Below are 25,552 nucleotides of genomic sequence, written 5' to 3'. Positions count from 1 at the left end.
CAAACCTGGCGGACAGGGTGGGATTCGAACCCACGGTAGGCTTGCACCTACGGCGGTTTTCAAGACCGCTGCCTTAAACCACTCGGCCACCTGTCCTCGAACGACGCGCTAGCTTCACGCGCCGCGCTTGTCACCCCGCTTCGGCCCAACGGCCATGATGACATTGTCCGATCCATGCGATAACACTGCCCAACAAAGCCGCGTAACCGTCTTGGGAGAGGACGACTATGGCCCTGAAACATGTCGCCCTTGTCGCGCTGGGTTGCGCTGCACTTGGCATTGCCGCCCCTGCCGCTGCGCAAGGGGCCTGCGACCGGGCACAGTTGCAGAATCTGGCCGATCTCTACATCACCGCGCAGGAGGCGGGCGAGGGCTTCCGCGTGCCGATGGGCGAGTGGGTGCAATACCGTGAGAACAATCGCCTCTCCTCGATGACCTTTGGCGGTGTACTGGCCACGCCGCACGAGGTGGATTGGCACCGCAGCCTGCTGGACACCACCACCTGCGCCATTTTCGTGCAGGCGATCATCGACGATCCCGCAAGCCCGTGGGTGCTTGGCACCAAGATCTCAACGCGCGGCGGGCTGGTAAACCGGTATGACGTGGTAACCACCACCACGGGTGACTGGCTGTTTGATGCTGCCAGAACCCGCCAGTTCGCTGCCGCCGAGGACTGGGCCGTAATTCCCGAAGGCCAGCGCAACACCCGGGCCGAAATCATCGCCGCCGCCAACGCCTATCTGGACCGTTTCGCCGACCCGGCAGTGGAAGTGCCGTGGGCCGACCGTTGCGCGCGACTGGAGGGCGGCCTGAACACTGCGCGCGACGACGACCCGATGACCTGCGATGTCGGCATTCCGCAGGGCATCCAACTGGTCGACCGCGACTACATCGTTGACGAGACGCTGGGCGCGGCGGCCGTGCGCCTGCGCTTCGGCGGGCCGGAGGGCCTGGCCGACGTGCACATCTTCCGCGTGGAGAACGGCCGCATCAGCGCCATCCACACCATCACCAATTGCAACGGCCAGCCCAACTGCGGATTCCCGCCGATGGGCGAGGGGCCGCCCGCCTGATAACGACAACCCCAAACCAAGGATCGCAAACCCCCATGATGCGCAAGACTTTCGCTGCACTGGCCGTACTGGCCGGCCTCTCCGTCGCCACCCCCGCCGCAGCCCAGGGGGCCTGCACCCGCGATTCGCTGCAGGCGATTGCCGATAGCTGGAAGCGCGCGATCGAGCAGGGCACGATGATGACCATGAGCCTGGGCGAATGGGTGGACTACAACGGCAACGGCCGGCGTGGCTCGCTGGGTGCGTTCCTCGATCACCCGCGCGAGGTGGTGCACCACATGGCCCTGCTCGATACCACCACCTGCCGCACCTTCAACGAAGTGGTGGCGAAAAGCGGTGACGAGTGGGAAGTCTTCGCCACCCAGGTCAACAGCGGCTTCTTCGGCACCGGCCCGTTCATAAACGTGACCAGCAAGGAGGGCGACTGGCTGTTCGATGGCGAGCGCACCGCCTATTACGCCACGCGCGAGGACTGGGGCGTGATCCCCGAAGGGCAGCGCAACACGCGCGAGGAGATCCTCGCCGCCGCCAACGCCTATCTCGACCTGTTCAGCAATCCCGACACCGTGGTTCCCTGGGGCACCCCCTGCGCGCGGCTGGAAGGCGGCATCTACACCGGTCGCGGCCTGCCGACCGACACCTGCAACGTGGGCGTGCCCAGCGGCGTGGCCATGGTGGAGCGTGACTATGTGGTGGACGTGGAGCGGGGCGCGGTGGCCGTGTTCCTGAAGATGGGTGAGAAGCGCCGGCCCGACGTGCACACCTTCCGCATCGAGGATGGCAAGATCCGCTATGTCCACACGGTCACCAACTGCCTGGGCGAAAACAACTGCGGCTTCAGGCCGTTCAGCGAGATGCTGGCCGATAACCCCGGGATGCAGCCCGACCTGCCGTAACCATCACGAAATGCGATGAAAGCCGCCGGCGGGGGATTCCCATTCGCCGGTAGCTGTGGCACATTCAGCGGATGAAATTGCCCCGTCGACACCTGACCTTGCCTGCCCTGTCCACCCTGGCCCTGGCGCTGCTGCCGATGGGGCCGATGGCGCAGGCGCAGCTGCTGGTGGCCGAGCCGGTGGTGCAGGACGTCAACGCCACGGTGGCCGAAGCGGGGGCCAATTCCAGCTTCGATGCCTACCTGGGGGAAGTGGCGGGCAGGGCGCGCGCGCAGGGCATCAGCCAACGGGCGATCGATCAGGTGCTGGGGGGGCTGACGGTCAACCAACGGGTGATTTCGCTCGATCGGGACAACCTGCGCTCCACCAGCCCCAACAGTACCGGCTTCAGCCCGCTGGCCCCCTATCTGCGCACGCACAACAGCCAGGCGCGGATCGATGGGGGCAGGGCAGCCATGCGCAGGCTGGGCGGACTGGCGGCAGAGGTAGAGCAGACCTATGGCGTGCCCGAAGCCATCGTCATTGCCATCTGGGGACATGAAACCGCCTATGGCGCGGTGAAGGGCAGCTTCGACCTGCCTCGCTCGCTGGCCTCGCTCGCCTGGGAAGGCCGCCGGCGTGAACTGTTCGAGCCCGAACTGATCGCCACGATGAGGATGGTGGACCAGGGCGTGCCCCGCGCCAGCCTGGTGGGCAGCTATGCCGGGGCTTTCGGCAACCCGCAGTTCCTGCCCAGCGTCTACCTGCGGCTGGCGGTGGACGGTGACCGTGATGGGGACAAGGACATCTGGAATTCGGATGTCGACACGCTGCATTCGGTGGCCAACTATTTCCGCGATGCCGGCTGGCGGCCGGGGCAGCCCTGGGGCGTGCGCGCCTATGTGCCCAACTCGCTTGACCGGGACGCCGTCGTTAACCAGGTCACCTCGCCGGTCTGCCCCCGGGTTCACGGGCGGCACAGCCAGTGGAAGACCGTGCGCGAATGGCGCGCCCTTGGCGTGCAGCCGATGGGCCCGCTGGGCGATGACGTGATGGCTTCACTGTTCGAGCCCGATGGTCCGGCCGCGCCGGGCTACCTGTTAACCCAGAATTATAGGGTTATCCTCGAATATAACTGCTCGAACTACTATGCCATGAGCGTGGGGTTGCTTGCAGATGAGATTTCCCGTTGAGAACCCGCGCCACCCGCGTGGACCCCGCCTGGCCGCCCTCTGCCTGGCGCTGCTGAGCAGCACCGCGCTGGCCGTTTGCGCGCAGGCGCGCGATGTTCCGGCCAGCGTTGCCCTGCCGGCCAACGGCCCGCAGGCCGACTATCCGCTGACCATCGGTGAACCCTATACCATCGGCGAGGTGACCTATCGCCCGGCCGATACGCTGAACTATGACGAGGTCGGCTATGCCACCGCCGGCGCCGGCAATGGCATCACCGGCGCGCACCATACTCTGCCGGTGCCGTGCTATGTCGAGGTCACCTCGCTGGAGACCGGCCGGACCATCCTGGTGCGGCTGGAGACACGCGGACCGATGGACAGCAACCATCTGGTGGCCCTGTCGCCCGCCGCCATGGCGCAGCTTGGGGCTACCGCCGATACCCCGGTGCGGGTGCGCCGTGTCAATCCGCCGGAAAGCCAGCGTGCGCTGCTGCGGGCAGGCGAGGAAGCCCCCCTGCGGATGGATACCCCGCGCGGACTGGTTGAAGTGCTGCGCCGCCGCCTGCCAGCTAACGGTTCAGCCAGCCTGGCGGGGGGCGTGCAGCCAGTGGGCAGCGTGCCGCCGTCTGTCGTCGCTCCAGCTGTCGAGCCGGTCGAGCCTGCCCCGGCACTCGCGCCGCTGGCAACATCAGCGCTGACGGTGCCGACCGCCATTGAAAACGTTAGCGTTGAGCCGAGCAGCGTGGCCGACGCGTTTGCCCTGACGCCGGCTGCTGACGAGCCGGCAGAACCGGCCTCCGTGGTCATTGCAGAGGCACAGCCCGAACCGGCACCCGCACCCGCACCTGTTGCGGCCCCTGTTCCCTCTACGGGCGGCTGGGTGGTTCAGGCCGGAGCCTATTCCGTTGCGGCCAACGCCCAGCGCGTGGCGAGCCAGATCAACGGCCGGGTCAGCCACTCGGGCAACCTCTACCGCGTCCGCACCGGCCCCTTCGGCAGCCGTGCAGAAGCCGAGGCCTCGCTCGCCAACGTGCGGGCGGCGGGTTATAGCGATGCCCGAATCTATAACGGCGGCTGAAGCCTGATACGGGGTTGTCCCGGGCGGGCCGCGCGGGAGTGACCTTGGCTTCATACCGGGCAATTGCAGTGGGTGCCGCGGCCTGGCTGGCGCTGGCCGCGCCGCCCCACGTGCTGGCCCAGACGCGTGCCCTGACCATACCCGATCCCGCCACCTTGCGCGGACCCGCCCCCATCTCTCCCGAAATCCCGGTGGCGCTGCTGGTCGATGTGTCGTCCGGCCAGCACCTCTTCGCGCGCGAGATCGACCGCCGCTTCATGCCCGCCTCGGTCACCAAGGTGATGACCGCCTTCACCGCCTTCCGCCTGATCGACGAAGGGCGCATCGATCCTGCCACCCCGTTCCTGATCAGCCAGGACCTGGAGGACCAGTGGTCCGGCGAGGGCTCGTCGATGTTTCTCAAGGCGGGGGAGCGACCCACCTTTGGCGAACTGCTGCTGGGAGCAACCACGGTATCGGGCAATGATGCCTGCGTGGCCATGGCACTGGCCAGCACCGGATCGCTGCGCGCCTGGGTGCGGCTGATGAACCGCAATGCGGCAGACCTTGGCATGGGCAATACCCACTTCGGCGGGGCCAACGGCTTTCCCGACGAAGGGCAGACCTTCACCACCGCGCGCGACCTGGCCACCTTGGGGTCGTCGCTGGTGAACCGCTACCCCGGCCTCTACCGGCGCTATTTCGGCCACCCCACGCTCACCTGGCGCGGGCTTACGCAGGCGAACCATGATCCGGTGACCGGCAAGGTGGCGGGGGGCGACGGCATGAAAACCGGCTTCACCAGCGAGGCTGGCTATACCGTAATCGGCTCCGCCAAGCGCGAAGGACGGCGGCTGATCGTTGTGGTGGCCGGATCGCCAACCGCGCGCCTGCGGGACGAGGCTGCGCGCGGCCTGCTGGAATGGGGCTTTGCCAACTTCGCCAGCACCAGAGTGGCGGAAAAGGGCACGATCGTGGGCCGGGCGCGCGTGCAGGGCGGCGACGCGCGCCACGTGCCGCTGCGGGTGGCGCAGGATTTGGCGCTGGCCCACCCGATCGACCGAGGTGCCGCGCCACCGCGCATGACCATCCGCTATCGCGGCCCGCTGGAGGCGCCGATCAGCCAGGGCGAAGTGATTGCCAGCCTGCACGTCGAAATGGATTCGATGCCCGCGTTCGACGTGCCGCTGGAGGCGGCGGCCGACGTGGGCGAGGCCGGACCGCTGGACAGGCTGGTCAACGGGGTGGCAGAGTTCTTCTCGTGACAAGGGGCAAGTTCATCACGCTGGAGGGCGGCGAGGGCGCGGGCAAGAGCACGCAGGCGCGCCTGCTGGCCGATGCCTTGCAGGCAGCGGGCTACGAGGTGGTGGTCACGCGCGAGCCGGGCGGCACACCGGGAGCGGAAGCCATCCGGCACCTGCTGCTCGATCCGCAAGGCACCGCCTGGTCGCTGCGATCGGAAGCGCTGCTGTTCGCCGCCGCGCGCGCCAACCATGTAGAAACGCTGATCCGTCCCGCGCTGGAGCGGGGCGCGATCGTGGTGTGCGACCGCTACATCGATTCCACCCGCGCCTACCAGGGCGGGGAAGGGCGGCTGCCGGATGCGGAGATCATGGCGATCCATCGGCTTGGGACAGAGGGTTTCATGCCGCATCTGACGCTGCTGGTGGAAGTCGACCCCGCCACCGTGACGGCCCGCTTGGCCCTGCGCGATGCCGAGGGCAGCGACAGGATCGGTGGACGTGATGCCGATTTCCACGCCAAGGTCGCGCGCCGCTTCGCTGCCATCGCTGCGACCGAGCCGGAGCGGGTGGCGGTGATCGACGGCAACGGGAGCGCCCAGACCGTCCATGTGGCAGTACTGGCCGCAGTCCGCGCCCGCCTGGGTCTCACGGTATGACCCTGCTCGGCCACAAGGAGGCCTGGGCCCAGTGGCGCGCGGCAATGGCCGGCGCGCGCATGCACCACGCCTGGATCCTGGGTGGCAAGAAGGGGCTGGGCAAGGCCACCTTTGCGCTGACCGCCGCGCGCGAGCTGGTGGCGGAACCCGGCGTGCCGCAGCCCCCGGGCGAACATCCCGACGTGATCGTGCTGACCAACCTGCCCGCCAGCAAGGAAGACGAGAAGAAGCGCGAGGATGGCAAGCCCTTCGCCCTGAAGCGGAACATTTCCATCGACCAAATCCGCCAGATGCAGCTCCGGCTAAACACTCGGCCCACGCTGGGCAGCCGCCGGGTGATCATTATCGATCCGGCGGACGACCTGGAAAAGAGTGCCTGCAATGCCTTGCTGAAGAGCCTGGAGGAGCCGCCGCAGGGCACCTTCTTCCTGCTTGTCACCCACCGGCCCGGCCGCTTGCTGCCGACCATCCGCTCGCGCTGCCGGATGCTGCCGTTCCGCCCGCTGGACAACCGCGAGATGGAGGAGGTGCTGGAGCGAGAGGCCCCGTCAGGCAGTCCCGCCGCGCGCACCGCAGCGATTGCGGCGGCGGCAGGCTCGCCCGGCGCGGCGCTCGATTTCGTGGAGCTGGACCTGGGGCCGCTGCACACGCTGATGGGGCAGATTGCCGCCACCGGGGATGCGGATTTCAAGCTGCGCGGCAAGCTGGCCGATGCCATCGGCACGCGCCCCTCGCGAGAGCGGCAGGCCGCCGTGCTGGACCTGGCGCGCACCGTGCTGGCCGAACGCATGGCCACCACGCCGATGACGCAAGTGCCCGCGCTGGTGGAAACCAATGCCGACCTGGCGCAGCTTGCCGCCCATTTCCCGATCTACAATTTCGATCCCGGACTGCTGGTGATGGAGATCGGCACCCTGCTGGCGCACCTTGCGCCCGTCCGGACCGCCGGTTAGGGCCTGCCCATGGCCGAAACCTTTTACCTCACTACCGCAATCCACTATCCCAACGGCAAGCCGCACATCGGCCATGCCTACGAAACCATTGCCGCTGACGTGCTCGCCCGCTGGCACCGCCTGCAAGGGCGCGAGGTGCGCTTCCAGACCGGCACAGACGAACATGGCCTGAAGATGGCCCAGAAGGCGCGCGACCTGGGCATCACTCCGCGCGAACTGGCCGATGAAATGTCTGGCCATTTCCGCGCCTTGTTCGACAAGCTTGATCTCAGCTATGACCGCTTCATCCGCACGACCGAGGCCGAACATCACACGGCCAGCCAGGCCATCTGGCAGGCGATGGAAGCCAGCGGCGATCTCTACCTCGATCGCTATGAAGGCTGGTACTCGGTGCGCGACGAAGCCTATTACGATGCCAGCGAGCTGACCGAGGGGGATGGGGGCGAGAAGCTGTCGCCCCAGGGCACGCCGGTGGAATGGACGGTTGAGGAGAGCTGGTTCTTCCGCCTGTCGAAATACCAGGAGCCGCTGCTGGCGCTCTATCGCGACAACCCCGATTTCATCCAGCCCGAGGCGCGCCGCAACGAGGTCATGCGTTTCGTCGAAGGGGGCCTGCGCGACCTTTCGGTTAGCCGCACCAGCTTCGACTGGGGCGTGAAGGTGCCGGGGCACGAGGATCACGTGATGTACGTGTGGGTGGATGCCCTCACCAACTATATCACTGGCCTGGGCTATCCGGACATGGACGGCGACATGGCGAAGTTCTGGCCGGCGGACCTGCATCTGATCGGCAAGGACATCGTCCGCTTCCACACGGTTTACTGGCCGGCCTTCCTGATGAGCGCGAAAATCGCCCTGCCGAAGAAGGTGTTCGGCCACGGCTTCCTGCTTAACCGGGGCCAGAAGGAATCGAAATCGCTGGGCAACGTCACCGATCCGGCGGACTTGGCGGACCGCTATGGGGTGGACAACCTGCGCTATTTCCTGCTGCGCGAATTCAGCTTTGGGCAGGACGGCAGCTATTCTGCAGAAGCCATTGTAAACCGGTCCAATTCCGAACTCGCGAACAGCTTCGGCAACCTTGCACAGCGCACGCTGAGCCAGGTTTTCAAGAACTGCGAGGGCAGCCTGCCGGCAATTTCCGGCCATACTCCGGAGGATGAAGCCCTGTTTGCCCTGGTCGACAAGGCCGTGCGTCAGGAAATGCCCCCCGCCTATGACCAGCTCGCCTTTGCCCAAGCGCTCGAAGCCTGGATGGGCGCCGTGTTCGCCTGCAATGCCTACATCGATGCCCAGGCTCCCTGGGCGCTGAAAAAAACTGACGAGCAGCGCATGCGCGATGTGCTGGGCACGCTCTATATCTGCATCGCGCAGCTTGCCGTGGCCGTGCTGCCGGTGATGCCCGGTTCGATGACGCGGCTGCTCGATGCCATGGGCCTTGCACCGGAATTGCGGACGCTGGCGGGTATCGGCTCGCACTGGTACTCCCAGCTTGCGGAAAGCGACTTCCGCCTGGCCAAGCCGGAAGGGATCTTCCCGCGCCTGGAACTGCCGGCAGAAGAGGCCTGATGCTGGTCGATAGCCACTGCCACCTGAATTACGCCGGCCTTGCCGAACGGCAGGGCGAGGTGCTGGCTGCCGCGCGCAGCGCCGGGGTGGGCGGCTTCCTCAATATTTCCACGCGGCAGAGCGAATGGCAGACCGTCATCGCCACTGCCGAGCGCGAGCCGGATGTCTGGGCCACCGTCGGCATCCACCCGCACGAGGCCGATGGCCACGTCGACCTTGGCGAAGCCGCGCTGCTGGCAGCGGCAGAACACCCGCGGGTGATCGGCATCGGGGAAACCGGCCTCGACTACTATTACGACAAGTCAGACCGCGCGGTGCAGCAGGCCCTGTTCCGCACCCATATCGCGGTCAGCCGCGCCACCGGCCTGCCGCTGGTGATCCACACGCGCCATGCCGATGACGATACCGCCGCGATCATTGCCGAGGAAATGGGGCAGGGGGCCTTCCCCGCGCTGATCCACTGCTTCACCGCCAGCCCCGCTTTTGGCCGCCGGATGCTGGAACTGGGGCTGACCATCTCCATTTCCGGTATCGTGACCTTCAAGAATGCGCGCGACTTGCAGGCCTTCGCGGCCGAAATCCCGGCGGACCGTCTGCTGGTGGAAACCGACAGCCCGTTCCTCGCCCCCGTGCCGCACCGGGGCAAGACGTGCGAGCCGGCCTATGTGCGTGACACGGCCGCCTTTGTGGCGCAATTGCGCGGCGAGAGGGCTGAAGACCTGGCGGCACAAACAACAGACAACTTCTTCCGATTGTTCGGGAAAGCCCGCCCGTGAAGTTGCTGATGCTCGGTTCCGGCACCTCCACCGGCGTACCGCGCATCGGTGACGATTGGGGGGACTGCGATCCTGCGGAGCCCAAGAACCGGCGCACGCGTGTCTCGGTTATTGTCGAAAGCAATGAAGGCAAGCGGTTGCTGGTGGATACGTCCACGGACCTGCGCCAGCAATTGCTCTCCAACCGGATCGACCGGGTGGACGCGGTGTTCTGGACCCACGACCACGCCGACCACTGCCACGGCATCGATGACCTGCGGCCCATGCGCTATGGCCGCGCCGCGCCGCTGCCGGGGTTCGCCTCGGCGCAGACCGCGCGGCGGCTAAAGCTGCGGTTCGACTATGTTTTTGCCGGCCAGCACGGTTATCACACGCTGGTGGAACTGCAGACGCTGGAGCGGCTGCGGATATTCGCCGGATTCTCGGTCGCTTCGGTGGAAATGCCGCACGGTCCCACGCAGACGACGGGCTACCGGTTCGAAGCTGACGGAAAATCAATTGTTTACGCAACGGACTTCAGCGAGATTACTGCCGATATGGTGGCGCTGTTTAGCGGCGTGGACGTGCTGGTGACCGATTGCCTGCGCCGCGAACCGCATCCGACCCATGCACACCTGGCCATGGCGCTGGAGCTTGGCCAGCGTTGCAAGGCCGGCAAGGTGGTGCTGTCGCATCTGGACAAAAGCATGGATTTTGCCAGCTTGCAGGCCGAGGTGCCGGGCAACGTGATCGTCGGCTATGACGGGCTGGAGCTGATGGCATGACCGAACTGGACTGGCCACGGCTCATCTATCTGCTGATGGCGCTGGGACTGGTCCTCAGCACCTGGCGCGTCCATCGCGGCGGTGGCAAGCGGACGCTGGTTCTGGTGCTGGCTTGGGGATGCATCTTCGTGGTCGCGGCGGGAATTGCCGCATATATCGACGAGAAGGCAAATCCGGCCCCTGTGTTGGCCCCCTCTCCGGACAGCGATCGTAATTTTACATAATATATATTATCATCCCAACATGCCAGACTCCACCAGCCGCCTCCTCGCCATCATGGCCCGCCTGCGCGATCCCGTTACCGGATGCGACTGGGACACCGCGCAAACCTTCGCCACGATCGCGCCCTATACGATCGAGGAAGCCTACGAAGTCGCCGACGCCATCCAGCGCGGCGCCATGGCGGAACTGCGCGAAGAACTGGGCGACCTGCTGCTGCAGGTGGTGTTCCATGCGAGGATGGCCGAGGAACAGGGTCTGTTTTCCTATCAAGATGTTGTCACAGCTATCTGCGACAAGATGGAAAGTCGGCACCCGCATATCTTCGGCGCGCAAACCGGCGGGCCGGATCTGGCGCGCTGGGAAGACCAGAAGGCTGCCGAGCGCGCCGCCAGGGGCCATTCCAGCGCGCTCGATGGTGTGGCCCAGGCGCTGCCGGCGCTGATGCGCGCGGAGAAATTGCAGAAGCGCGCCGCCCGCGTCGGCTTCGACTGGCCCGATCCGGCAGAACCATCCGCCAAGATCGTGGAAGAACTGGACGAGCTGGCCAACGCCACCACTGACCATGACCGGTTGCTGGAAGCAGGTGACCTGCTGTTCGCGGCCGTCAACGTGGTGCGCAGCTATGGCATTTCAGCCGAGGATGCCCTGCGCGCCGGCAATGCCAAATTCGAAGGACGATTTCGCCAGATGGAACATCTTGCCACCGCCGACGGCCAGGATTTCGCCAGCCTGTCGCTCGACGAACAGGAAGCCTACTGGCAGCGGGCCAAGGCGGCGGAGCGCGGTTAGGGCCTAGCCGCCCAGCCTGCCCAGCCAGTCACGCGCGCCATCCTGCGCCTGCCGCCTGATCGGGGGCACCGCCACCCTCGCCGCCGGATCCAGCCTGGTGCCAAGGTGATCCGCCACTTGCGCCAGGGCCCCTGCCGGGTCGGCCAGCGCGTCTTCGAACCACAGCAACAGCGGCACCACGCCCAGGTCGGCATACATCGCCTGCCAACCTGCCTGCTGCTGGTCGAGCATGGCCATGGCCCGCTCAACCGCCAGGGAGGAAAATTCCGGCTCCTCCCTCCCCTCGCGCTCCTGCTCGGCGCGCCACACGCCGGAGAGCAGGGCGCGGGCATAGGATACGGCATGGGCCTGCCGGTCGCGGCGGCGCAATTCCACTACCTTGCGCGGCGCTGCCGGACCCAGCAGCAGCCGCATGACCTCGGCCACCAGCGCGGGATTGCCCCGCTGGACATGGTGCAACTGCCCGGGAAATGCCTTCAAGCCGAAGGCCCCGTTGGGCGATGTGCGGGTGGCCAGCGCCTGCCGCCACAGGCGCGCCTGCTCGTCAGGCCGGCCGGAAGCATGGCCCCAGGGCCCGCCGGGCTCGAAATTCAGGTATTCCAGCGGCGCGCCAAGGCAGCCGGTGGCCCACAGCTCGTGGCTGAACCAGGTCGATCCGGCGCGCGGCAGTGAAGCCAGCAGCCAGGGCAGGCGCGGCGGCCCGGCCCAGGCGGGAAAGTCGAATTCCGCTTCGTAACCCGTGGTAATCCCGGCGATCATCCCGCCCTTAGTGGCGCATGGCGGCGAACCGGCCAAGGTCCTTCTCGCTCAGGCGCACGGCGATCTCGCGTGTTTCCCCGTCGCCGGGGGCCTCGTCAGCCACCACGTCACCATGCGCATAGAGCCAGGCGATATGTCCGCCCTCGCCGGCCGGAATGGCGAAGTGATGCAGCCGCGCGCCCTTGGTCAGCCGCTCGCCAAGCTGGGCGAACAGGGCATCGATTCCCTCACCCGTTAGCGCCGAGATGACGACAACATCGGGGGTGGCACGCGCCTGCTCGGCCAGCTCCTCGCGCCGCTCCTCGTCCAGCAGGTCGACCTTGTTCCACACCTCGATGATGGGAATAGAGCCCTCGCCCTCGTCCTCGGCGGTCACGCCAAGATCGGCCAGCACGCGCATCACCTGCGCCTTCTGCATCGCGCTGTCGGGGTTGGCCATATCGCGCACGTGGAGGATGATGTCGGCCGCAGTCACTTCCTCCAGCGTGGCGCGGAAGGCGGCGACAAGCTGCGTCGGCAGGTCGGAGATGAAGCCTACGGTGTCCGACAGGATGGCCTTTTCCACCCCCGGCATGGAGATCGCCCGCATGGTGGGATCGAGCGTGGCAAACAGCAGGTCTTCCGCCATCACCTCCGCCCCGGTCACCCGGTTAAACAGCGTGCTCTTGCCGGCATTGGTATAGCCGACCAGCGCGATCACCGGCCAGGGTGCCCTGCCCCGCCGCTTGCGGTGCAATTCCCGCGTTTTCCTCACCTGCTCAAGCTCGCGCCGCAGCTTGCCCATGCGGGCGCGGATCATCCGCCGGTCAGCCTCGATCTGCGTTTCGCCCGGACCGCCGAGGAAGCCGAAGCCACCGCGCTGGCGTTCCAGGTGGGTCCAGGACCGGACCAGGCGGCTCTGCTGATAGTCGAGGTGCGCCAGCTCCACCTGCAGGCGGCCTTCCGCCGTGGCCGCCCGTTCGCCGAAGATCTCGAGGATCAGGCCGGTCCGGTCGATCACCTTGCGCTTCAGCTTGTCCTCAAGATTGCGCTGCTGGATGGGGCTGAGCGCGCCATCGACGATCACCAGCTCCGCTTCGTGCAGCTCGCAATCGGTCGCCATGCGCTGCACCTGCCCTTCGCCGAACAGCGTGTTCGGCCGGAGGGTGCGCACGGGCAGGATATAGCTTTCCGCCACCACGATGCCGATCGCCATGGCCAGGCCCCGCGCCTCTTCCAGGCGCGCCTCCGGGTCCTGTCCGCTGCGCTGGCCGCGAATGTCCGGGCACACAACCAGCGCCCGCGCCCCGCGAGTAACCTCGCCGGCGACGTCGTCGTTACCGAAAATCAGGAGCCGTCATCCTCGTCATCATAATCGTCCGACAGCTCCACGTGGCTGGCGGGCTGGATCGTGGATACCGCGTGCTTGTAGGCCAGTTGCACATAGCCTTCGCGTTCCAACAGCATGCAGAACTGGTCGAAGCTGGCGATGCGGCCCTGCAGCATCACGCCGTTGACCAGGAACATGGTCACCTGCACTTCGGCCTCGCGCACGCGGCTGAGGAACACGTCCTGCAGGAGGCGCTGCTTGCGGCCGCCATCGGCGTGGCCATCGAACAGGCCCACGTCCACCTGCTGCACCGGCATGATCGTGCTGATCGCGTGCTTGTAGACCAGTTGCGACTGGCCATCGCGGCGCAGCAGGATCGAGAAATTGTCAAACCAGGTAACGATGCCCTGCAGCTTCACGCCCTTCACCAGGAACATGGTGACGGAGATCTTCTCCTTGCGCAGGTAATTCAGGAACAGGTCCTGCAAGCTGCCCGACTTGGCGCCCTGGCCGGGAGTCGAAGACTGCGCGGTTGCAGGGGGAGCGGGCGGCGCCGGCGGGGGTGTGGGGCGGGCGCGGGGCGTAAGGGTGGCTCTGGCCATAAAGATCGGACTCCTGTTTTTGGCGACTGCCTTGCCGACAGTTCGCAATCTGGCCGTTCGCTGTGACAAACAGCGGACAACCGGGTGCAGACCGAATTCTTGCACGCTGACAGCCGGTCTGCGGGCTGCCGCGAATCGAAGTCTAACCCTCTTCGCCCTCTTCGTCACCTTCCTTGCGCTCGCCCATGCCAAGGATCTTCAGTTTCCGGTGCAGGGCCGAGCGTTCCATGCCGATGAACCCGGCGGTCTTGGAGATGTTCCCGGAGAAGCGGCGGATCTGGATGCGCAGGTACTCGCGCTCGAAATTCTCGCGCGCCTCGCGCAGCGGAACGCCCATCAGGGACGGCATCCCTGCCCCAGTGTCACCGCCCCCGCCCACGATCTCGGGGGGAAGCAGGTCCGGCCCGATACTGCCGAAGGATTCGCGCGGAGTGAGGATGACGGTGCGTTCCACCACGTTGCGCAATTGCCGCACGTTGCCGGGCCAGTCATAGGCCTGCAACGCCGCCATCGCCTCGGCCGTGATGGTGGGGGCGGCCAGGCCCTGTTCGCGGGCGTAACGGGTAAAGAAGTGGTCCGACAAAGCCGGAATGTCGTCACGCCGGTCGGCCAGCGAGGGGATGGCGATGGGCACCACGTTGAGGCGATAGAACAGGTCTTCACGGAAGCGCTTCTCGCTAATCTCCACCTCCAGGTCGCGCGCGGTGGAGGATACCACGCGCACGTCCACCCCCACCTGCCGAGAGCCGCCCACTCGGACGAAGCTCTGGTCGGTCAGTACGCGCAGGATGCGGGCCTGGGTGTTGAGCGGCATGTCGGCCACCTCGTCGAGGTAGAGCGTGCCGCCGTTGGCCATTTCCAGCAGGCCCGGGCGCAGCAGCTTGCCATCGGCCTCCTCGCCGAACAGCTCCTGTTCGAACCGTTCGGGCGTGATGCGCGCCGAGTTGACCGTGACGAAGGCGTTGTCCGCCCGCGGGCTCCAGGCGTGAAGCAGGCGCGCGGCCACTTCCTTGCCCGATCCGCCCGGCCCGCTGATCAGCACGCGGCTGCCGGTATTGGCCACCCGCTTCAGTGTGGCACGCACCTGGTTTATGGCGTTGGAATTGCCGGTGAACTCGTCATGCGCGGCAAAGCCTTCGCGCAGCCGGGCGTTTTCGCGGCGCAAGCGCTCGGTTTCCGTCGCCCGCTCAACAAGCAAAAGCAAGCGGCTGGTTTCGAACGGTTTTTCGAGGAAATCCATCGCCCCGCGGCTGACTGCGGAGACGGCGGTGTCAATATTACCGTGGCCGGAGAAAATGATCACCGGCAGGCTGGGCTCTCGCGCCTTGATGGCATCAAGCACCTCCAGACCGTCCATCGGGCTGCCGTGGAGCCACACGTCCAGCAACACCACGCTGGGGCGGCGCTGGTCGATCATGGCCAGCGCCGTGGTGCTGTCCCCTGCCGTGCGGCATTCGTAGCCCTCGTCGCTCAGCACGCCGGCCACGAGTTCGCGGATGTCCAGTTCGTCATCGACTACCAGGATATCGAGCGCCATTACCTAAGCTCCGTAAATGTCATTCGGCCGCCTCGCTGCCGGATTGGATGGCCGCCGGGTGGATGGCAAAGCGCAAGCTGGCGCAGGCACCGCCCTCCCCGCCTTCATCATGCTCGGCCGGGCTGAAGGCCAGTTCCCCACCGTGTTCCTCGACGATCTTCTTGACGATGGCGAGGCCCAGTCCCGTGCCCTTCTCGCGCGTGGTGACATAGGGTTCCATGATATCGCCCCGCCCGCTGGGCAGGCCCACGCCGTTGTCGGTCACCATCACGCGCAAGTGATGGGGTTCCAGCTTGATCGCCACACGCACCTTGCCGCGATAATCGGGCTCGGCATCGCGTCGCCTCGCCTCGATCGCCTCGGCCGCGTTTTTCAGCACGTTGGTCATCGCCTGGCCAAACTGGTGGCGATCGCACCAGATCGGCGGGATGTCGGCGTCCATGCTGAAGGCGTAGGTGATCTCCGGGTTGGCCACTTCCTGCAGGAACATCCCCTGGCGTACCAGGTCGACCGCGTCTTCCTGGCGAAACACCGGCTTTGGGAGGCGGGCGAAGCTGGAGAATTCGTCAACCATCTTCCTGAGGTCGCCCACCTGGCGGATGATGGTGCCGGTCAGCTCGTCGAACAACTCGGCGTCCTGCTCGATCTGGCGCGAGTAGCGGCGCTTGATCCGTTCGGTGGCAAGCTGGATCGGGGTCAGCGGGTTCTTGATCTCATGCGCGATGCGCCGCGCCACGTCGGACCAGGCGGCCTGCCGCTGATCGAGCAACTGGCGGGTGATGTCCTCGAAGGTGATCACCTTGCCCCCGCCGGAAGCCGACTGCTTGATGGCCAGCGTCAGCAGCTCTCCCTGTTTGCTGTACTGGACAAGTCCGCTGCTGGCCCCGCCGGCGGCAAAGGTGGCGATTTCGGGCGAGACCTGCTCCAGCCGCAACCCCACGGGCGAGGCGGCGGACTGCTCCAGCAGGATGCCTTTCGCCGAGGAGTTCATCAGCAGCACCTGGCCATCATCGTCCACCGAAACGATACCTGCGGTGATCGATTCCAGCACGGTTTCGATAAAGGCGCGGCGCTCGCCCAACTGGCGGTTGGCCCCGATCAGGGCATCGGTCTGGCGCTCGATCTGCGCGGTCATCGAGTTGAACGCGCGGTTGAGCAGGCCGATCTCGTCCGGCCCGGTGCGGCCCGATACGCGCATGGCATAGTTGCCGCTGCCAATCTCGCGCGCGGCGTTGACCAGTTCGGCCAACGGCTTCACCTGCCGGTCGGCAAAGCGCAGGGCCGCCCACACCGCGAGACTCACCAGCAGGATCGCCACACCGAACAGGAGCATGTTGAAGCGCAGTTGCAGCACCCATGCCCGGTCCGACATGGCATTGTAACTGGCGGCAACGTCCTGCGCCCGCTGCCACTGGCTGAGTGCGTTCACGTCAGACCCGCGCGCCACATAGAGCACCACACCTTCGGCAATATCAATCGGGGCGACGGCCTCGATCCGCTGCGGAGTAGCATTGACGACGACACTTTCGCCGGCCCGCAGGTGGGCCATTGCTTCCGGAGAAACGCGCTGGCGGGTGCTGTCCTCGGCCGGATCGGCGATGGCAATAACCCGCATCGAACCGTCGTTCGCCTCTTGCAGGATGGCGCTTTCACTCAGCTCGCGGGTGTAGACCTGCAGGAAATACTGCTCCTGGAACTCGGCGCTCGAAACCGGCATCTGCTGCAGGAAAAACCGCAAGTCACCGGCCATGGCGACGCCTTCGGCCCCCACTTCCCGCTGGTTCTCGTCATAATATCCGCGCGCCAGTTCGTTGGCGTCCTCCAGCAGGCTGCGCTGCCGGTCCGAGAACCAGAATTCCACGCCCGACTGAAAGATCAGCGAGGCGAAGACGGCCACGATCAGTGTCGGGATGGCCGCCACCAGGCTGAAGAAGAACACCAGGTTCACGTGCAGCCGCGCAGTGGTTCCTCCCGCCCGCCTGATCGCAATGCGCCGGCCCCACAAGACGATCAGCGACAGAGCCGGGATCAGCGTGCCCACCAGCAGGGCGGCCGCCTGGGTTGCCGGCAACAGGTCCCCGGCATCGGACTGGCGCGACAGGGCCAGCCAGGTGGTCACCAGCATGGTGACAAGCGTTATGGCGGCGGCCGCTTCCAGCCAGGCAAACAGGTTCCAGCGGCGCGAGGCGATCTGCGCGCGCCGCCACCAGCGGGGCAGGCGGCGGACCGGGCGGTCAGGCGCAGGAAGATCGGCTGGCGATGTCACGTGGCATGGTTACAACGCTGCTGTTGCAGATTTGCAAGTGAATTGTCGCCCAGCGTTGCGCAAATGCGACGATCAGCGCGAGAACACGTCCGGGTCGATCGCCAGCTCGCCCAGCCGCTTGTGGAGGGTGTTGCGGTTGATCCCCAGGAGCTGGGCCGCACGCAACTGGTTGCCGCCGGTGCGGGCCAGGGCATGTTCGAACAGCGGCTTCTCGAACGCGGCAAGGGCACTGTGGTAGAGGTCACCACTGGGGAGCGTCGCCTGCTCCAGCCACTGGCGGATCACCGCGCCGATATCCTGGCCGGGCGTGAGGCCGCTTTCCGCCGCCGCGCCGGCCAGCAGGCCTTCGATGCTGGCAGCGTCGATCTCGTCCTCGCGCGCCAGCAGCGCAGCGCGAAAGATGAAGTTGCGCAGTTCACGCACGTTGCCGCGCCACGGCTGGCGCTCCAGCACTTCCAGTGCGGCGGGCGAAAGGCGGCGCTGCGGCAGGCCTTCCTGTGCGGCGCGGCGCAGGAAGTGGCGGGCCAGTGGCTCGATATCGCTCTGCCGGTCGCGCAGGGGCGGCAACTGGATGGGCACGACGTTGAGGCGGTAGTAGAGGTCCTCGCGGAAGGTGCCGGCGGCGATCATCGGTTCCAGGTCGCGGTTGGTGGCGGCGATGATGCGCACGTCGATGGCGATCTCCTGGTCGCCGCCCACGCGCCGGATGCGGCCCGATTGCAGCGCGCGCAGCAGGCGGGTCTGCGCCTCGGGCGGCATGTCGCCGATCTCGTCAAGGAACAGGGTGCCGCCGTTGGCCTGTTCGAACTTGCCGATGTTGCGGCTGGTGGCGCCGGTGAAGGCCCCTTTCTCGTGGCCGAACAGTTCGCTTTCGATCAGCTCGCGCGGGATCGCGGCGGTGTTGACCGCCACGAAGGGCCCGCCCTTGCGCGCGCCGAGCTGGTGGATCGCCTCGGCCACCAGCTCCTTGCCGGTGCCCGATTCGCCCAGCACCAGCACGGTCAGGTCATTGCGCAGGACGCGGGTGATCAGGCGATAGACCTCCTGCATCTTCTGGCTGCGGCCGATCAACGGCAGGCCATCGGCCGCTTCCTCCACCTCGCCCGCACTGCGCCCGTGGGAATCCGCCGCCTGGCACGCCGCGCGCACCAGTTCATCGAGGTCGAAAGGCTTGGGGAAGTATTCGAAGGCCCCAGTGTCGCTGGCGCGCACAGCGGTATCCAGCGTGTTCTGCGCCGACAGGATGATCACCGGCATTGCCGGCCAGGCAGCCGTAACCTGTGGCAGGGTGGCAATGCCGTCACCGTCCAGCAGGATCACATCGGTCAGCATCACGTCATAGGCGTTTTCCGCCAGCAGCCGGTCGCGCTCGGCAATCCGGTCGCAACGGTCGACGGTAAAGGCCTCGTCCTCCAGCGCAGCGGTGATTACCAGCGCGATGGCGGTATCGTCCTCGACCAGCAGGGCACGCCTGGGCATCCGCTTAATCTCCCTGTCTGGCCATCGGCAGGTGGATGCGGAAATGCGTCCAGCCACCCGCAGTATCGCGCTCGTGGCTGATGCGCCCGTCCATGTCGCGCACCAGCTTCTGCACCAGCGCCAGCCCCAGCCCCTGGCCGTTGGGCTTGCTGGACACGAACGGTTCGAAAATGTGCTGCTCCACCGCCGGATCGATCCCGGGGCCGTTGTCGCTCACCTGCACCTCGATCGGCAGCTTTACCGGGCGGCCGAGGCGGAACACGTTCATCACCAGCCCGGCCACGAAGCGGGTGCGGATCACCACCTGCGGCTGCGCCTGCCCCGCGCAGGCATCGCGGGCATTGCTCAGCAGGTTGATCAGCACCTGCACCAGTGCGCCCTCATTCGCCATGACCGGCGGAAGGGAGGGGTCGAACTCCTCGCGTACGGCCAGCTTCATGCCCGATGCAGCCTGCACGGTATCCACCGCGCGGTGGATGGCGGCGTGGAGGTTGAGCGGGGCCACCGGCTCCGGTTTCTCGCGCCCCAGGCGCTGCATCCGGTCGATCAACTGGGCGATGCGGTCAACCTCGTCGGTGATAAGGTTGGTCAGGTCGCGCTTGCCTTCGTCCAACTGGCGGGCGACCAGTTGCGCCGCGCCGCGGATGGCCGCCAGCGGGTTCTTGATCTCGTGCGCCAGCACGGCGGGGCCACGCAGCGATACTCGGCGTTCCTCGTTGCCGAACCGCTCGCCCTGCCCCGCGTCCGACAGGGTCACCACCCGCCAGCCCGGATGGGTCGGCACGGGGGAGACGGTGAGGTTGACCAGCACGGCCCGGTCACCCAGCCGCATCGGCACGCCGCGGGCCAGCAGTTGCTCGCTGTTGCGGCGCAGGTGTTCGGCCACGTGCGGTTCGCTGAAGTCGAGCACGCTGGTAAGATCGCGCCCCGCCAGGCGCTTGGCGCTGCGGCCCAGCATGCTCTCCGCCGCCGGGTTGGCCGAATGGATGACGAGGTCCGGCGTTACCACCAGCATGGCAAAGGTCAGGCCCGCAATCAGCTCCGCTGCGCCGGGTGGCTGGGCGGGAATGCTGTCGGGCGCGGCGCTCACGCGGCCAGGCGCTCCAGCACGGGGCTGTAGAAGCGGTCCAGCTCCTCCAGCACCAGTTTCGGATTGTCTATGGTGTTCACGAAATTGCGGAACTCGGCCGATCCGTGCAAACCCTTGGTGTACCACCCCAGGTGCTTGCGGGCGATGCGCACCCCGGCATGTTCGCCGTAGTGGTCGATCATGTGGCGGTAATGTTCCACAAGCGTAGCATACTGCTCGGCCAGCGGCGGGGCATCCAGTGCCTGGCCAGTCTGCCACCAGTGCATCACCTGGCCCAGCAGCCACGGCTTGCCATAAGATCCGCGCCCGATCATCAGCCCGTCCGCGCCGGACTGCTCCAGCGCGGTTGCGGCATCGTGGATCGAACAGATATCGCCGTTGACGATTACCGGGATGGTCACGGCATCCTTCACGCGGCGCACGAAAGACCAGTCGGCATTGCCCTGATACATCTGGTTGCGGGTGCGGCCGTGAACGGTGATCATCTGCACGCCCAGGTCCTGCGCGATGCGCGACAGTTCCGGCGCGTTGAGGCTGGCATGGTCCCAGCCCATCCGCATCTTCACGGTAACCGGCACCTTCACCGCCTTGACCGTGGCTTCCATCAGCCTGATCGCCAGCGGCACCTCGCGCATCAGGGCGCTGCCGGCAAACTGGCCCACCACCTTGCGCACCGGGCAGCCGAAGTTGATGTCGATGATCGCTGCGCCCTGCCCTTCCTGCAGCTTGGCGGCTTCGGCCATGCTGGCGGGATCGCAACCGACAAGCTGCATCGACACCGGCTCTTCCGCCGGGGCCCATGCGGCCTTCTGGATCGACTGGCGGGTTTCGCGGATCGCCGCCTCGCTGGCGATCATCTCGGTCACGTTGAGGCCCGAGCCATAGCGCCGCACCAGCGTGCGGAACGGCAGGTCGCTGACACCCGTCATCGGCGCAAGCACGACCGGGCAATCGATCCGCACGGGGCCGATGGCAATCGGCTTCAGGGCCGGCGGGGTGGGAATAGCGGGGCTGGTCATGGTGTGCCTAAATATTGGGCAGCGCTTAGTGGATTGCGAGGGGCGCGGCAAGCGGCTAGCGCGCGCCGGGTAATGAGCACCCCCGCTCCCCTCGCCTCGCAGAGTCTCGCCGCCGTGATCGTCGCGGCGGGCAAGGGCCTGCGCGCCGGCCAGCCCCTGCCCAAGCAGTTTGCCCTGTGGCGCGGCAAGCCGGTGCTTCGGCACGCCGCCGAAAGGCTGCGTGCGGGCGGGGTTGGCACGCTGTGTGCGGTGATCCCGGAGGGCGCGGATGCGCTGGCAGGCGAGATGCTGGCCGGGCTGGAGCCGTTCACCCTCGTCACCGGCGGCGAGACGCGGCAGGAATCGGTACGCGCCGGGCTGGAAGCGCTGGCGACCCAGGCGCCTGATCTGGTGCTCGTCCACGATGCCGCGCGCCCCGATTGCCCGCCAGAGGTGATCGCCAGGCTGGTGGCCGCGCTGGCAGACCATCCGGCGGCCATTCCCGTGCTGCCGGTGGTGGATTCCATGGTCAGCGCCGCCCATGATCTGATGAAGGGCAAGGCCGAGCGCGAGGCGTTGCGCCGGGTGCAGACCCCGCAAGCGTTCCGCTTTGCCGATATTCTGGCGGCGCACAGCGAGTGGCAAGGCCCCACCGATGCGGGCGACGATGCGCAAGTGGCCCATGCCACCGGCCTGTCGGTGGCGCTGGTCGAGGGTGACGAGCGGTTGCACAAGCTGACCTTTGCGGGTGATTTTATACAGGAGCAGGCCCCCATGATCCGCACCGGGACAGGGTATGACGTTCACCGCCTGGCCGAGGGCGAGGAACTGTGGCTGTGCGGCCTCAAGATCGAGCATGACAAGGGCCTGGCCGGCCATTCCGACGCCGATGTGGCGCTTCACGCGGTGGTCGATGCCGTGCTGGGCGCGGCGGGCGAAGGGGATATCGGCCTGCACTTCCCGCCCAGCGATCCGCAATGGCGCGGGGCCGCTTCGGGCCGGTTCGTGGAACACGCCGTCAGCCTGGCGGCGGCAAAGGGCTATGCCATCGGTAACGTCGACGTCACGATCGTCTGCGAAGCGCCCAAGATCGGCAGGCACCGCGATGCCATGCGGGCGGAACTGGCGCGGTTGCTGGGGGTTCAGGCAGAACGTGTCAACGTGAAGGCGACCACAACCGAGCGACTTGGCTTTACCGGCCGCGGCGAAGGCATTGCCGCCCAGGCCGTGGCCACGCTGGTCGCCAACTGACGAAGGATCTCGCCATGTCCGCCTTCCGCACTGCCGCCGCTGCCCTTGCCCTTGTTGCTACCACCCTGCCCGCCTCCGCGCAGGAGCTGCCGCAGATGAGCGAGGCGGAAGTCAACGCCGTTGCCCTCTATGCCATGCCCCATGCCTTCCGCGCCCTGCAGACCCGGTGCGCCACGCAATTGCCGGGCAGCGCCTATATCCGCACCCGGGGCGATGCGCTGGCGGGGCGGCTGGACCAGGCATCGCGCGGGCGCTTCCCCGCCGCGCGCGCCGCGCTGACCCGCATGGTCACCGCCGAGAATCCGCAGATGGCCGCCCTGCTGGGCCAGCTTCCCGCCGAGAACATCGAGCCGCTGGCGCGCGAGCTGATCGCCGGCAAGGTGCAGAGCGAGGTGCAGTTGACCGACTGCGCCAGGTACAACCGCGTGCTCGAATTGCTCGACCCGCTGCCGGCGGAAAACCTCGCCTCGCTGATGGGCGTGCTGGTGACCGAGGCCCAGGGCCGCAGCCGTGCTGCCGCTACAACTACAGGAACATCCCGCCGGTGACCCATCTCCTGCCCAAGAAGATTGCCGAACTGGCCGAACGCGTAGTGGCCGAAAACCGCGCCGCGGGCCGCAAGGTGGTGGTGGCGGAAAGCTGCACAGGTGGCCTGGTCGCTGCCGCGCTGACCGAAGTGGCCGGAAGCTCAGCCGTGTTCGAGCGCGGCTTCGTCACCTATTCCAATGACGCCAAGGTGGAGATGCTGGGCGTTTCGAAGGACATCATCGATGCCTTCGGGGCCGTCTCGGTCGCCTGCGTCTATGCCATGGCGCAGGGGGCCCTCGCCCGCAGCAAGGCCGATGTTGCCGTGGCCATCAGCGGCATTGCCGGGCCTGACGGGGGTAGCGAGGAGAAGCCGGTGGGCACGGTGGTCTTCGCCCGCATGGTGCGCGGCAGCGACAAGCCCGAGGCCGAGCACAAGGTTTTCGCGGAAAAGACCCGCGATGGCGTGCGGCTTCAGGCCACGCTGTCGGCGCTGGAACTGCTGCTGCCGTAAAGCGCGGCGGCCCGTTCCTCGAACGCGGCCACCATCTTGCGGAAGGCGCGGTCGATATACTGGCCGGCCAGCGCCTCGAACATCAGGTTCTTAAAGGTGAAATCCACGCTGAAGGACAATTCACAGCCACCATCGGGCAGCGGGGTGAAGGTCCAGTTGTTGTCCAGATCGCGCAGCGGACCATCCACGTAATGCACCTTTACCGAGTGCGGCCGGTCCAGCAGCACCCGGCTGGTAAACTTCTCGCGGATCGCCTTGAAGCCCACCAGCATGTCGGCCTCCATCCCCGCATCGGTGCGGCCGCGCACGCGGGTGGCGACCACCCAGGGCAGAAATTCGGGATAGCGGCCAACGTCGGCCACCAGGTCGAACATCTGCTCTGCCGAATACGGCAGCACACGGGTTTCGCTGATCGCAGGCATCAGGCTTGCTGCTTGGCTAAGCGCCGTTCACGCTCGGCGCGCATCTGGGCAAAGTCGTCGCCCGCGTGATAGCTTGACCGGGTCAGCGGGCTGGCGGCCACCTGCAGGAAGCCCTTGGCCCGCGCCACCGCGCCATAGCCGCCGAACACCTGCGGGGTGACGAATTCCTCCACCCGCGCGTGCTTCGGCGTGGGCTGGAGATACTGGCCCATGGTGATGAAATCGACGTCCGCGCTGCGCATGTCGTCCATCACCTGGTGCACTTCCAGCCGCTGTTCGCCCAGCCCCAGCATGATCCCGCTCTTGGTGAAGATAAGCGGATCGTGGCGCTTCACTTCTTCCAGCAGGCGCAGCGAGGCGTAATAGCGCGCACCCGGGCGGATGGTGGGATAGAGCCTTGGCACGGTTTCGAGATTGTGATTGTAAACGTCTGGTCCAGCAGCACAAATCGCCTCCACCGCCGGGCGCATCCGGCCGCGGAAATCGGGGGTGAGGATTTCGATGGTGGTATCGGGCGTGGTCCGCCGCAGCGCCTCGATCACCTTGACGAACTGCCCCGCCCCGCCATCGGGCAGGTCATCGCGGTCCACGCTGGTGATGACGATATGCTCCAGCCCCATCTTGGCAGCAGCGGTGGCCACGTGCTCGGGCTCCAGCGGATCGACCTGGCGCGGCATCCCGGTCTTCACGTTGCAAAAGGCGCAGGCGCGCGTGCAGACGTCACCCAGGATCATCACCGTGGCGTGCTTCTTGCTCCAGCATTCGCCGATGTTGGGGCACGCCGCTTCCTCACACACGGTGTTGAGGCTGAGGTCGCGCATCAACTGGCGCGTGGCGTGGTATTCCCTGCTGACAGGCGCTTTCACCCGGATCCAGTCCGGCTTGCGCTGGCGCGGGGGTTCGGGAGCGTTGGCCAGGTCGTTCATCAGGGGCCCACTTAGGGGAGGGTCTTGCACCTTGCAATGGCGCTTGGCAGAGAGCCGCCATGGTCACAGAATCGGCAGAACTGCAATCGCTCATCGCCGGCTACCGGCGCTTTCGGGAAACTGGCTGGGAACCGCGGCGCGAGCGCTGGTCCACCTTGCGCGAGGGCCAGCAGCCGCAGGTGATGATTATCGCCTGTTCCGACAGCCGGGTGGACCCCACGCAGATCTTCGATGTCGATCCGGGCGAGATTTTCGTGGTCCGCAACGTGGCTGCGCTGGTGCCCCCGTTCGAGACCACGCCCGGCCTCCACGGCGTATCCGCCGCGCTGGAATTTGCCGTGCAGTTCCTCAAGGTAAAGGAAATCGTGGTCATGGGCCACGGCATGTGCGGCGGCTGCCAGGCGGCCTTGACCCAGTCTATGCACGGCTGCGAGCGTGGCAAGGGCGGCTTCGTGGCCGACTGGATCAGCCTGCTGGATGACGAGCGCGACGATATCGTTGCCGCTCACGGCACTGAAGGCCGCGAGGCGGAACGGGCGATGGAACAGGCCGGCGTGCGCGTGAGCCTCAAGAACCTGCGCACCTTCCCCTGCGTTTCCACCAAGGAAGCGCGCGGCGACCTGCGGCTGACGGGCGCGCTGTTCTCCATCAGCGACGGCCTGCTGCGCCTGCTGGACGAGGACAGCGGCGAGTTTTCGCCGGTCAGCTAGCTTGCGCCAGCCGG

General features: G+C 66.6%; 26 protein-coding genes and 1 tRNA gene. 16 read left to right on the top strand and 11 right to left on the bottom strand.

Going from position 1 to position 25,552, the window contains the following annotated elements:
• Nucleotides 1–6 precede the first annotated feature (6 nt).
• Nucleotides 7–96 (bottom strand) — tRNA-Ser (locus GRI99_RS11040).
• 131 nt (nt 97–227) lie between these two features.
• Between GRI99_RS11040 and GRI99_RS11035 the strand changes: the two genes are divergently transcribed.
• The 12 genes from GRI99_RS11035 to mazG all read left to right on the top strand — a co-directional run bounded on the left by GRI99_RS11035 (nt 228) and on the right by mazG (nt 11,150).
• Nucleotides 228–1,073, top strand: coding sequence for a DUF8021 domain-containing protein (locus GRI99_RS11035; RefSeq protein WP_160772097.1), 846 nt, complete (start codon nt 228–230; stop codon nt 1,071–1,073).
• Nucleotides 1,074–1,108: 35 nt separating this feature from the next.
• A complete protein-coding gene (locus GRI99_RS11030; protein WP_160772096.1) occupies nt 1,109–1,969 on the top strand; it encodes a DUF8021 domain-containing protein in 861 nt (286 codons plus the stop codon).
• Between the two features lie 71 nt (nt 1,970–2,040).
• Nucleotides 2,041–3,141: a lytic murein transglycosylase gene (locus tag GRI99_RS11025; RefSeq protein ID WP_237438301.1), complete on the top strand. Its 1,101-nt coding sequence runs from the start codon at nt 2,041–2,043 to the stop codon at nt 3,139–3,141.
• Nucleotides 3,125–4,198 (top strand): SPOR domain-containing protein, encoded by a 1,074-nt coding sequence (locus GRI99_RS11020; RefSeq protein WP_160772095.1) that lies wholly within the window; start codon nt 3,125–3,127, stop codon nt 4,196–4,198. The genes GRI99_RS11025 and GRI99_RS11020 overlap by 17 nt, the downstream gene beginning before the upstream one ends.
• 68 nt (nt 4,199–4,266) lie before the next feature.
• Nucleotides 4,267–5,442 (top strand): D-alanyl-D-alanine carboxypeptidase family protein, encoded by a 1,176-nt coding sequence (locus tag GRI99_RS18745; RefSeq protein WP_337192907.1) that lies wholly within the window; start codon nt 4,267–4,269, stop codon nt 5,440–5,442.
• The gene (tmk, locus tag GRI99_RS18740; RefSeq protein ID WP_160772094.1) at nt 5,439–6,077 is read left to right on the top strand and encodes a dTMP kinase; all 639 of its coding nucleotides are present in this window, start codon (nt 5,439–5,441) and stop codon (nt 6,075–6,077) included. Before GRI99_RS18745 ends, tmk begins: the two co-directional genes overlap by 4 nt.
• Nucleotides 6,074–7,030 carry a DNA polymerase III delta subunit-related protein gene (locus GRI99_RS11005; RefSeq protein WP_160772093.1) on the top strand — a complete coding sequence of 319 codons (957 nt, stop codon included), beginning with the start codon at nt 6,074–6,076 and terminating at the stop codon, nt 7,028–7,030. The genes tmk and GRI99_RS11005 overlap by 4 nt, the downstream gene beginning before the upstream one ends.
• A 9-nt stretch (nt 7,031–7,039) precedes the next feature.
• Entirely contained in the window at nt 7,040–8,599 is a 1,560-nt protein-coding gene (gene metG, locus GRI99_RS11000; RefSeq protein ID WP_160772092.1) for a methionine--tRNA ligase, read from the top strand.
• Nucleotides 8,599–9,375 (top strand): TatD family hydrolase, encoded by a 777-nt coding sequence (locus tag GRI99_RS10995; protein ID WP_160772091.1) that lies wholly within the window; start codon nt 8,599–8,601, stop codon nt 9,373–9,375. Before metG ends, GRI99_RS10995 begins: the two co-directional genes overlap by 1 nt.
• Nucleotides 9,372–10,139: an MBL fold metallo-hydrolase gene (locus GRI99_RS10990; RefSeq protein WP_160772090.1), complete on the top strand. Its 768-nt coding sequence runs from the start codon at nt 9,372–9,374 to the stop codon at nt 10,137–10,139. Before GRI99_RS10995 ends, GRI99_RS10990 begins: the two co-directional genes overlap by 4 nt.
• Nucleotides 10,136–10,363, top strand: coding sequence for a hypothetical protein (locus tag GRI99_RS10985; protein ID WP_160772089.1), 228 nt, complete (start codon nt 10,136–10,138; stop codon nt 10,361–10,363). The genes GRI99_RS10990 and GRI99_RS10985 overlap by 4 nt, the downstream gene beginning before the upstream one ends.
• A gap of 19 nt (nt 10,364–10,382) precedes the next feature.
• A complete protein-coding gene (gene mazG, locus GRI99_RS10980; protein WP_160772088.1) occupies nt 10,383–11,150 on the top strand; it encodes a nucleoside triphosphate pyrophosphohydrolase in 768 nt (255 codons plus the stop codon).
• A gap of 3 nt (nt 11,151–11,153) precedes the next feature.
• On the opposite strand, the gene GRI99_RS10975 is transcribed toward mazG, so the two are convergent.
• The 8 genes from GRI99_RS10975 to dusB form a co-directional block, all read right to left on the bottom strand.
• A complete protein-coding gene (locus GRI99_RS10975; protein ID WP_160772087.1) occupies nt 11,154–11,909 on the bottom strand; it encodes a Stf0 family sulfotransferase in 756 nt (251 codons plus the stop codon).
• 7 nt (nt 11,910–11,916) lie between these two features.
• A complete protein-coding gene (gene hflX, locus GRI99_RS10970; protein ID WP_337192906.1) occupies nt 11,917–13,179 on the bottom strand; it encodes a GTPase HflX in 1,263 nt (420 codons plus the stop codon).
• 56 nt (nt 13,180–13,235) lie between these two features.
• Nucleotides 13,236–13,820, bottom strand: coding sequence for an RNA chaperone Hfq (gene hfq / locus GRI99_RS10965; protein WP_160772086.1), 585 nt, complete (start codon nt 13,818–13,820; stop codon nt 13,236–13,238).
• Nucleotides 13,821–13,962: 142 nt separating this feature from the next.
• On the bottom strand, nt 13,963–15,357 hold the full coding sequence (gene ntrX / locus GRI99_RS10960; RefSeq protein ID WP_160772085.1) for a nitrogen assimilation response regulator NtrX: 1,395 nt from the start codon (nt 15,355–15,357) through the stop codon (nt 13,963–13,965).
• A gap of 19 nt (nt 15,358–15,376) precedes the next feature.
• Nucleotides 15,377–17,623, bottom strand: a complete 2,247-nt coding sequence (locus GRI99_RS10955) for an ATP-binding protein (protein ID WP_160772084.1) — start codon at nt 17,621–17,623, stop codon at nt 15,377–15,379.
• Between the two features lie 72 nt (nt 17,624–17,695).
• Complete coding sequence (locus GRI99_RS10950; RefSeq protein WP_160772083.1) at nt 17,696–19,102, bottom strand: sigma-54-dependent transcriptional regulator; 1,407 nt, start codon at nt 19,100–19,102, stop codon at nt 17,696–17,698.
• Nucleotides 19,103–19,106: 4 nt separating this feature from the next.
• The gene (locus GRI99_RS10945) at nt 19,107–20,192 is read right to left on the bottom strand and encodes a two-component system sensor histidine kinase NtrB (protein WP_337192905.1); all 1,086 of its coding nucleotides are present in this window, start codon (nt 20,190–20,192) and stop codon (nt 19,107–19,109) included.
• A complete protein-coding gene (gene dusB, locus GRI99_RS10940; RefSeq protein WP_160772082.1) occupies nt 20,189–21,211 on the bottom strand; it encodes a tRNA dihydrouridine synthase DusB in 1,023 nt (340 codons plus the stop codon). Before dusB ends, GRI99_RS10945 begins: the two co-directional genes overlap by 4 nt.
• Nucleotides 21,212–21,283: 72 nt before the next feature.
• Here dusB and GRI99_RS10935 point away from each other — a divergent pair, with 72 nt between their 5' ends.
• The 3 genes from GRI99_RS10935 to GRI99_RS10925 are packed head-to-tail and all read left to right on the top strand — an operon-like array spanning nt 21,284 to nt 23,480.
• A complete protein-coding gene (locus tag GRI99_RS10935; RefSeq protein ID WP_160772081.1) occupies nt 21,284–22,441 on the top strand; it encodes a bifunctional 2-C-methyl-D-erythritol 4-phosphate cytidylyltransferase/2-C-methyl-D-erythritol 2,4-cyclodiphosphate synthase in 1,158 nt (385 codons plus the stop codon).
• A gap of 14 nt (nt 22,442–22,455) precedes the next feature.
• Nucleotides 22,456–22,989: a hypothetical protein gene (locus GRI99_RS10930; protein WP_160772080.1), complete on the top strand. Its 534-nt coding sequence runs from the start codon at nt 22,456–22,458 to the stop codon at nt 22,987–22,989.
• Nucleotides 22,986–23,480, top strand: coding sequence for a nicotinamide-nucleotide amidohydrolase family protein (locus tag GRI99_RS10925; RefSeq protein WP_160772079.1), 495 nt, complete (start codon nt 22,986–22,988; stop codon nt 23,478–23,480). The genes GRI99_RS10930 and GRI99_RS10925 overlap by 4 nt, the downstream gene beginning before the upstream one ends.
• Here the strand turns inward: GRI99_RS10925 and GRI99_RS10920 are convergent.
• Nucleotides 23,441–23,902: a type II toxin-antitoxin system RatA family toxin gene (locus GRI99_RS10920; RefSeq protein WP_160772078.1), complete on the bottom strand. Its 462-nt coding sequence runs from the start codon at nt 23,900–23,902 to the stop codon at nt 23,441–23,443. The genes GRI99_RS10925 and GRI99_RS10920 overlap by 40 nt on opposite strands.
• Nucleotides 23,902–24,828: a lipoyl synthase gene (lipA, locus tag GRI99_RS10915; protein ID WP_160772077.1), complete on the bottom strand. Its 927-nt coding sequence runs from the start codon at nt 24,826–24,828 to the stop codon at nt 23,902–23,904. The genes GRI99_RS10920 and lipA overlap by 1 nt, the downstream gene beginning before the upstream one ends.
• A gap of 59 nt (nt 24,829–24,887) precedes the next feature.
• On the opposite strand from lipA, the gene GRI99_RS10910 reads away from it, so the two are divergent.
• Complete coding sequence (locus tag GRI99_RS10910; protein ID WP_160772076.1) at nt 24,888–25,538, top strand: carbonic anhydrase; 651 nt, start codon at nt 24,888–24,890, stop codon at nt 25,536–25,538.
• Nucleotides 25,539–25,552: the final 14 nt, after the last annotated feature.

This window comes from Alteraurantiacibacter buctensis (assembly GCF_009827655.1).
GTDB lineage: Bacteria > Pseudomonadota > Alphaproteobacteria > Sphingomonadales > Sphingomonadaceae > Alteraurantiacibacter > Alteraurantiacibacter buctensis.
The sequence above is the reverse complement of the archived record's forward strand: the minus strand, read 5'-3'. Positions and strand labels throughout refer to the sequence as shown.

Coding starts and splice junctions, on each gene's coding strand:
- GRI99_RS11035 (WP_160772097.1), top strand. CDS start 228: ATGGCCCTGAAACATGTCGCCCTTGTCGCGCTGGGTTGCGCTGCACTT.
- GRI99_RS11030 (WP_160772096.1), top strand. CDS start 1,109: ATGATGCGCAAGACTTTCGCTGCACTGGCCGTACTGGCCGGCCTCTCC.
- GRI99_RS11025 (WP_237438301.1), top strand. CDS start 2,041: ATGAAATTGCCCCGTCGACACCTGACCTTGCCTGCCCTGTCCACCCTG.
- GRI99_RS11020 (WP_160772095.1), top strand. CDS start 3,125: ATGAGATTTCCCGTTGAGAACCCGCGCCACCCGCGTGGACCCCGCCTG.
- GRI99_RS11005 (WP_160772093.1), top strand. CDS start 6,074: ATGACCCTGCTCGGCCACAAGGAGGCCTGGGCCCAGTGGCGCGCGGCA.
- metG (WP_160772092.1), top strand. CDS start 7,040: ATGGCCGAAACCTTTTACCTCACTACCGCAATCCACTATCCCAACGGC.
- GRI99_RS10995 (WP_160772091.1), top strand. CDS start 8,599: ATGCTGGTCGATAGCCACTGCCACCTGAATTACGCCGGCCTTGCCGAA.
- GRI99_RS10985 (WP_160772089.1), top strand. CDS start 10,136: ATGACCGAACTGGACTGGCCACGGCTCATCTATCTGCTGATGGCGCTG.
- mazG (WP_160772088.1), top strand. CDS start 10,383: ATGCCAGACTCCACCAGCCGCCTCCTCGCCATCATGGCCCGCCTGCGC.
- GRI99_RS10975 (WP_160772087.1), bottom strand. CDS start 11,909: ATGATCGCCGGGATTACCACGGGTTACGAAGCGGAATTCGACTTTCCC.
- hfq (WP_160772086.1), bottom strand. CDS start 13,820: ATGGCCAGAGCCACCCTTACGCCCCGCGCCCGCCCCACACCCCCGCCG.
- ntrX (WP_160772085.1), bottom strand. CDS start 15,357: ATGGCGCTCGATATCCTGGTAGTCGATGACGAACTGGACATCCGCGAA.
- GRI99_RS10950 (WP_160772083.1), bottom strand. CDS start 19,102: ATGCCCAGGCGTGCCCTGCTGGTCGAGGACGATACCGCCATCGCGCTG.
- dusB (WP_160772082.1), bottom strand. CDS start 21,211: ATGACCAGCCCCGCTATTCCCACCCCGCCGGCCCTGAAGCCGATTGCC.
- GRI99_RS10935 (WP_160772081.1), top strand. CDS start 21,284: ATGAGCACCCCCGCTCCCCTCGCCTCGCAGAGTCTCGCCGCCGTGATC.
- GRI99_RS10930 (WP_160772080.1), top strand. CDS start 22,456: ATGTCCGCCTTCCGCACTGCCGCCGCTGCCCTTGCCCTTGTTGCTACC.
- GRI99_RS10920 (WP_160772078.1), bottom strand. CDS start 23,902: ATGCCTGCGATCAGCGAAACCCGTGTGCTGCCGTATTCGGCAGAGCAG.
- lipA (WP_160772077.1), bottom strand. CDS start 24,828: ATGAACGACCTGGCCAACGCTCCCGAACCCCCGCGCCAGCGCAAGCCG.
- GRI99_RS10910 (WP_160772076.1), top strand. CDS start 24,888: ATGGTCACAGAATCGGCAGAACTGCAATCGCTCATCGCCGGCTACCGG.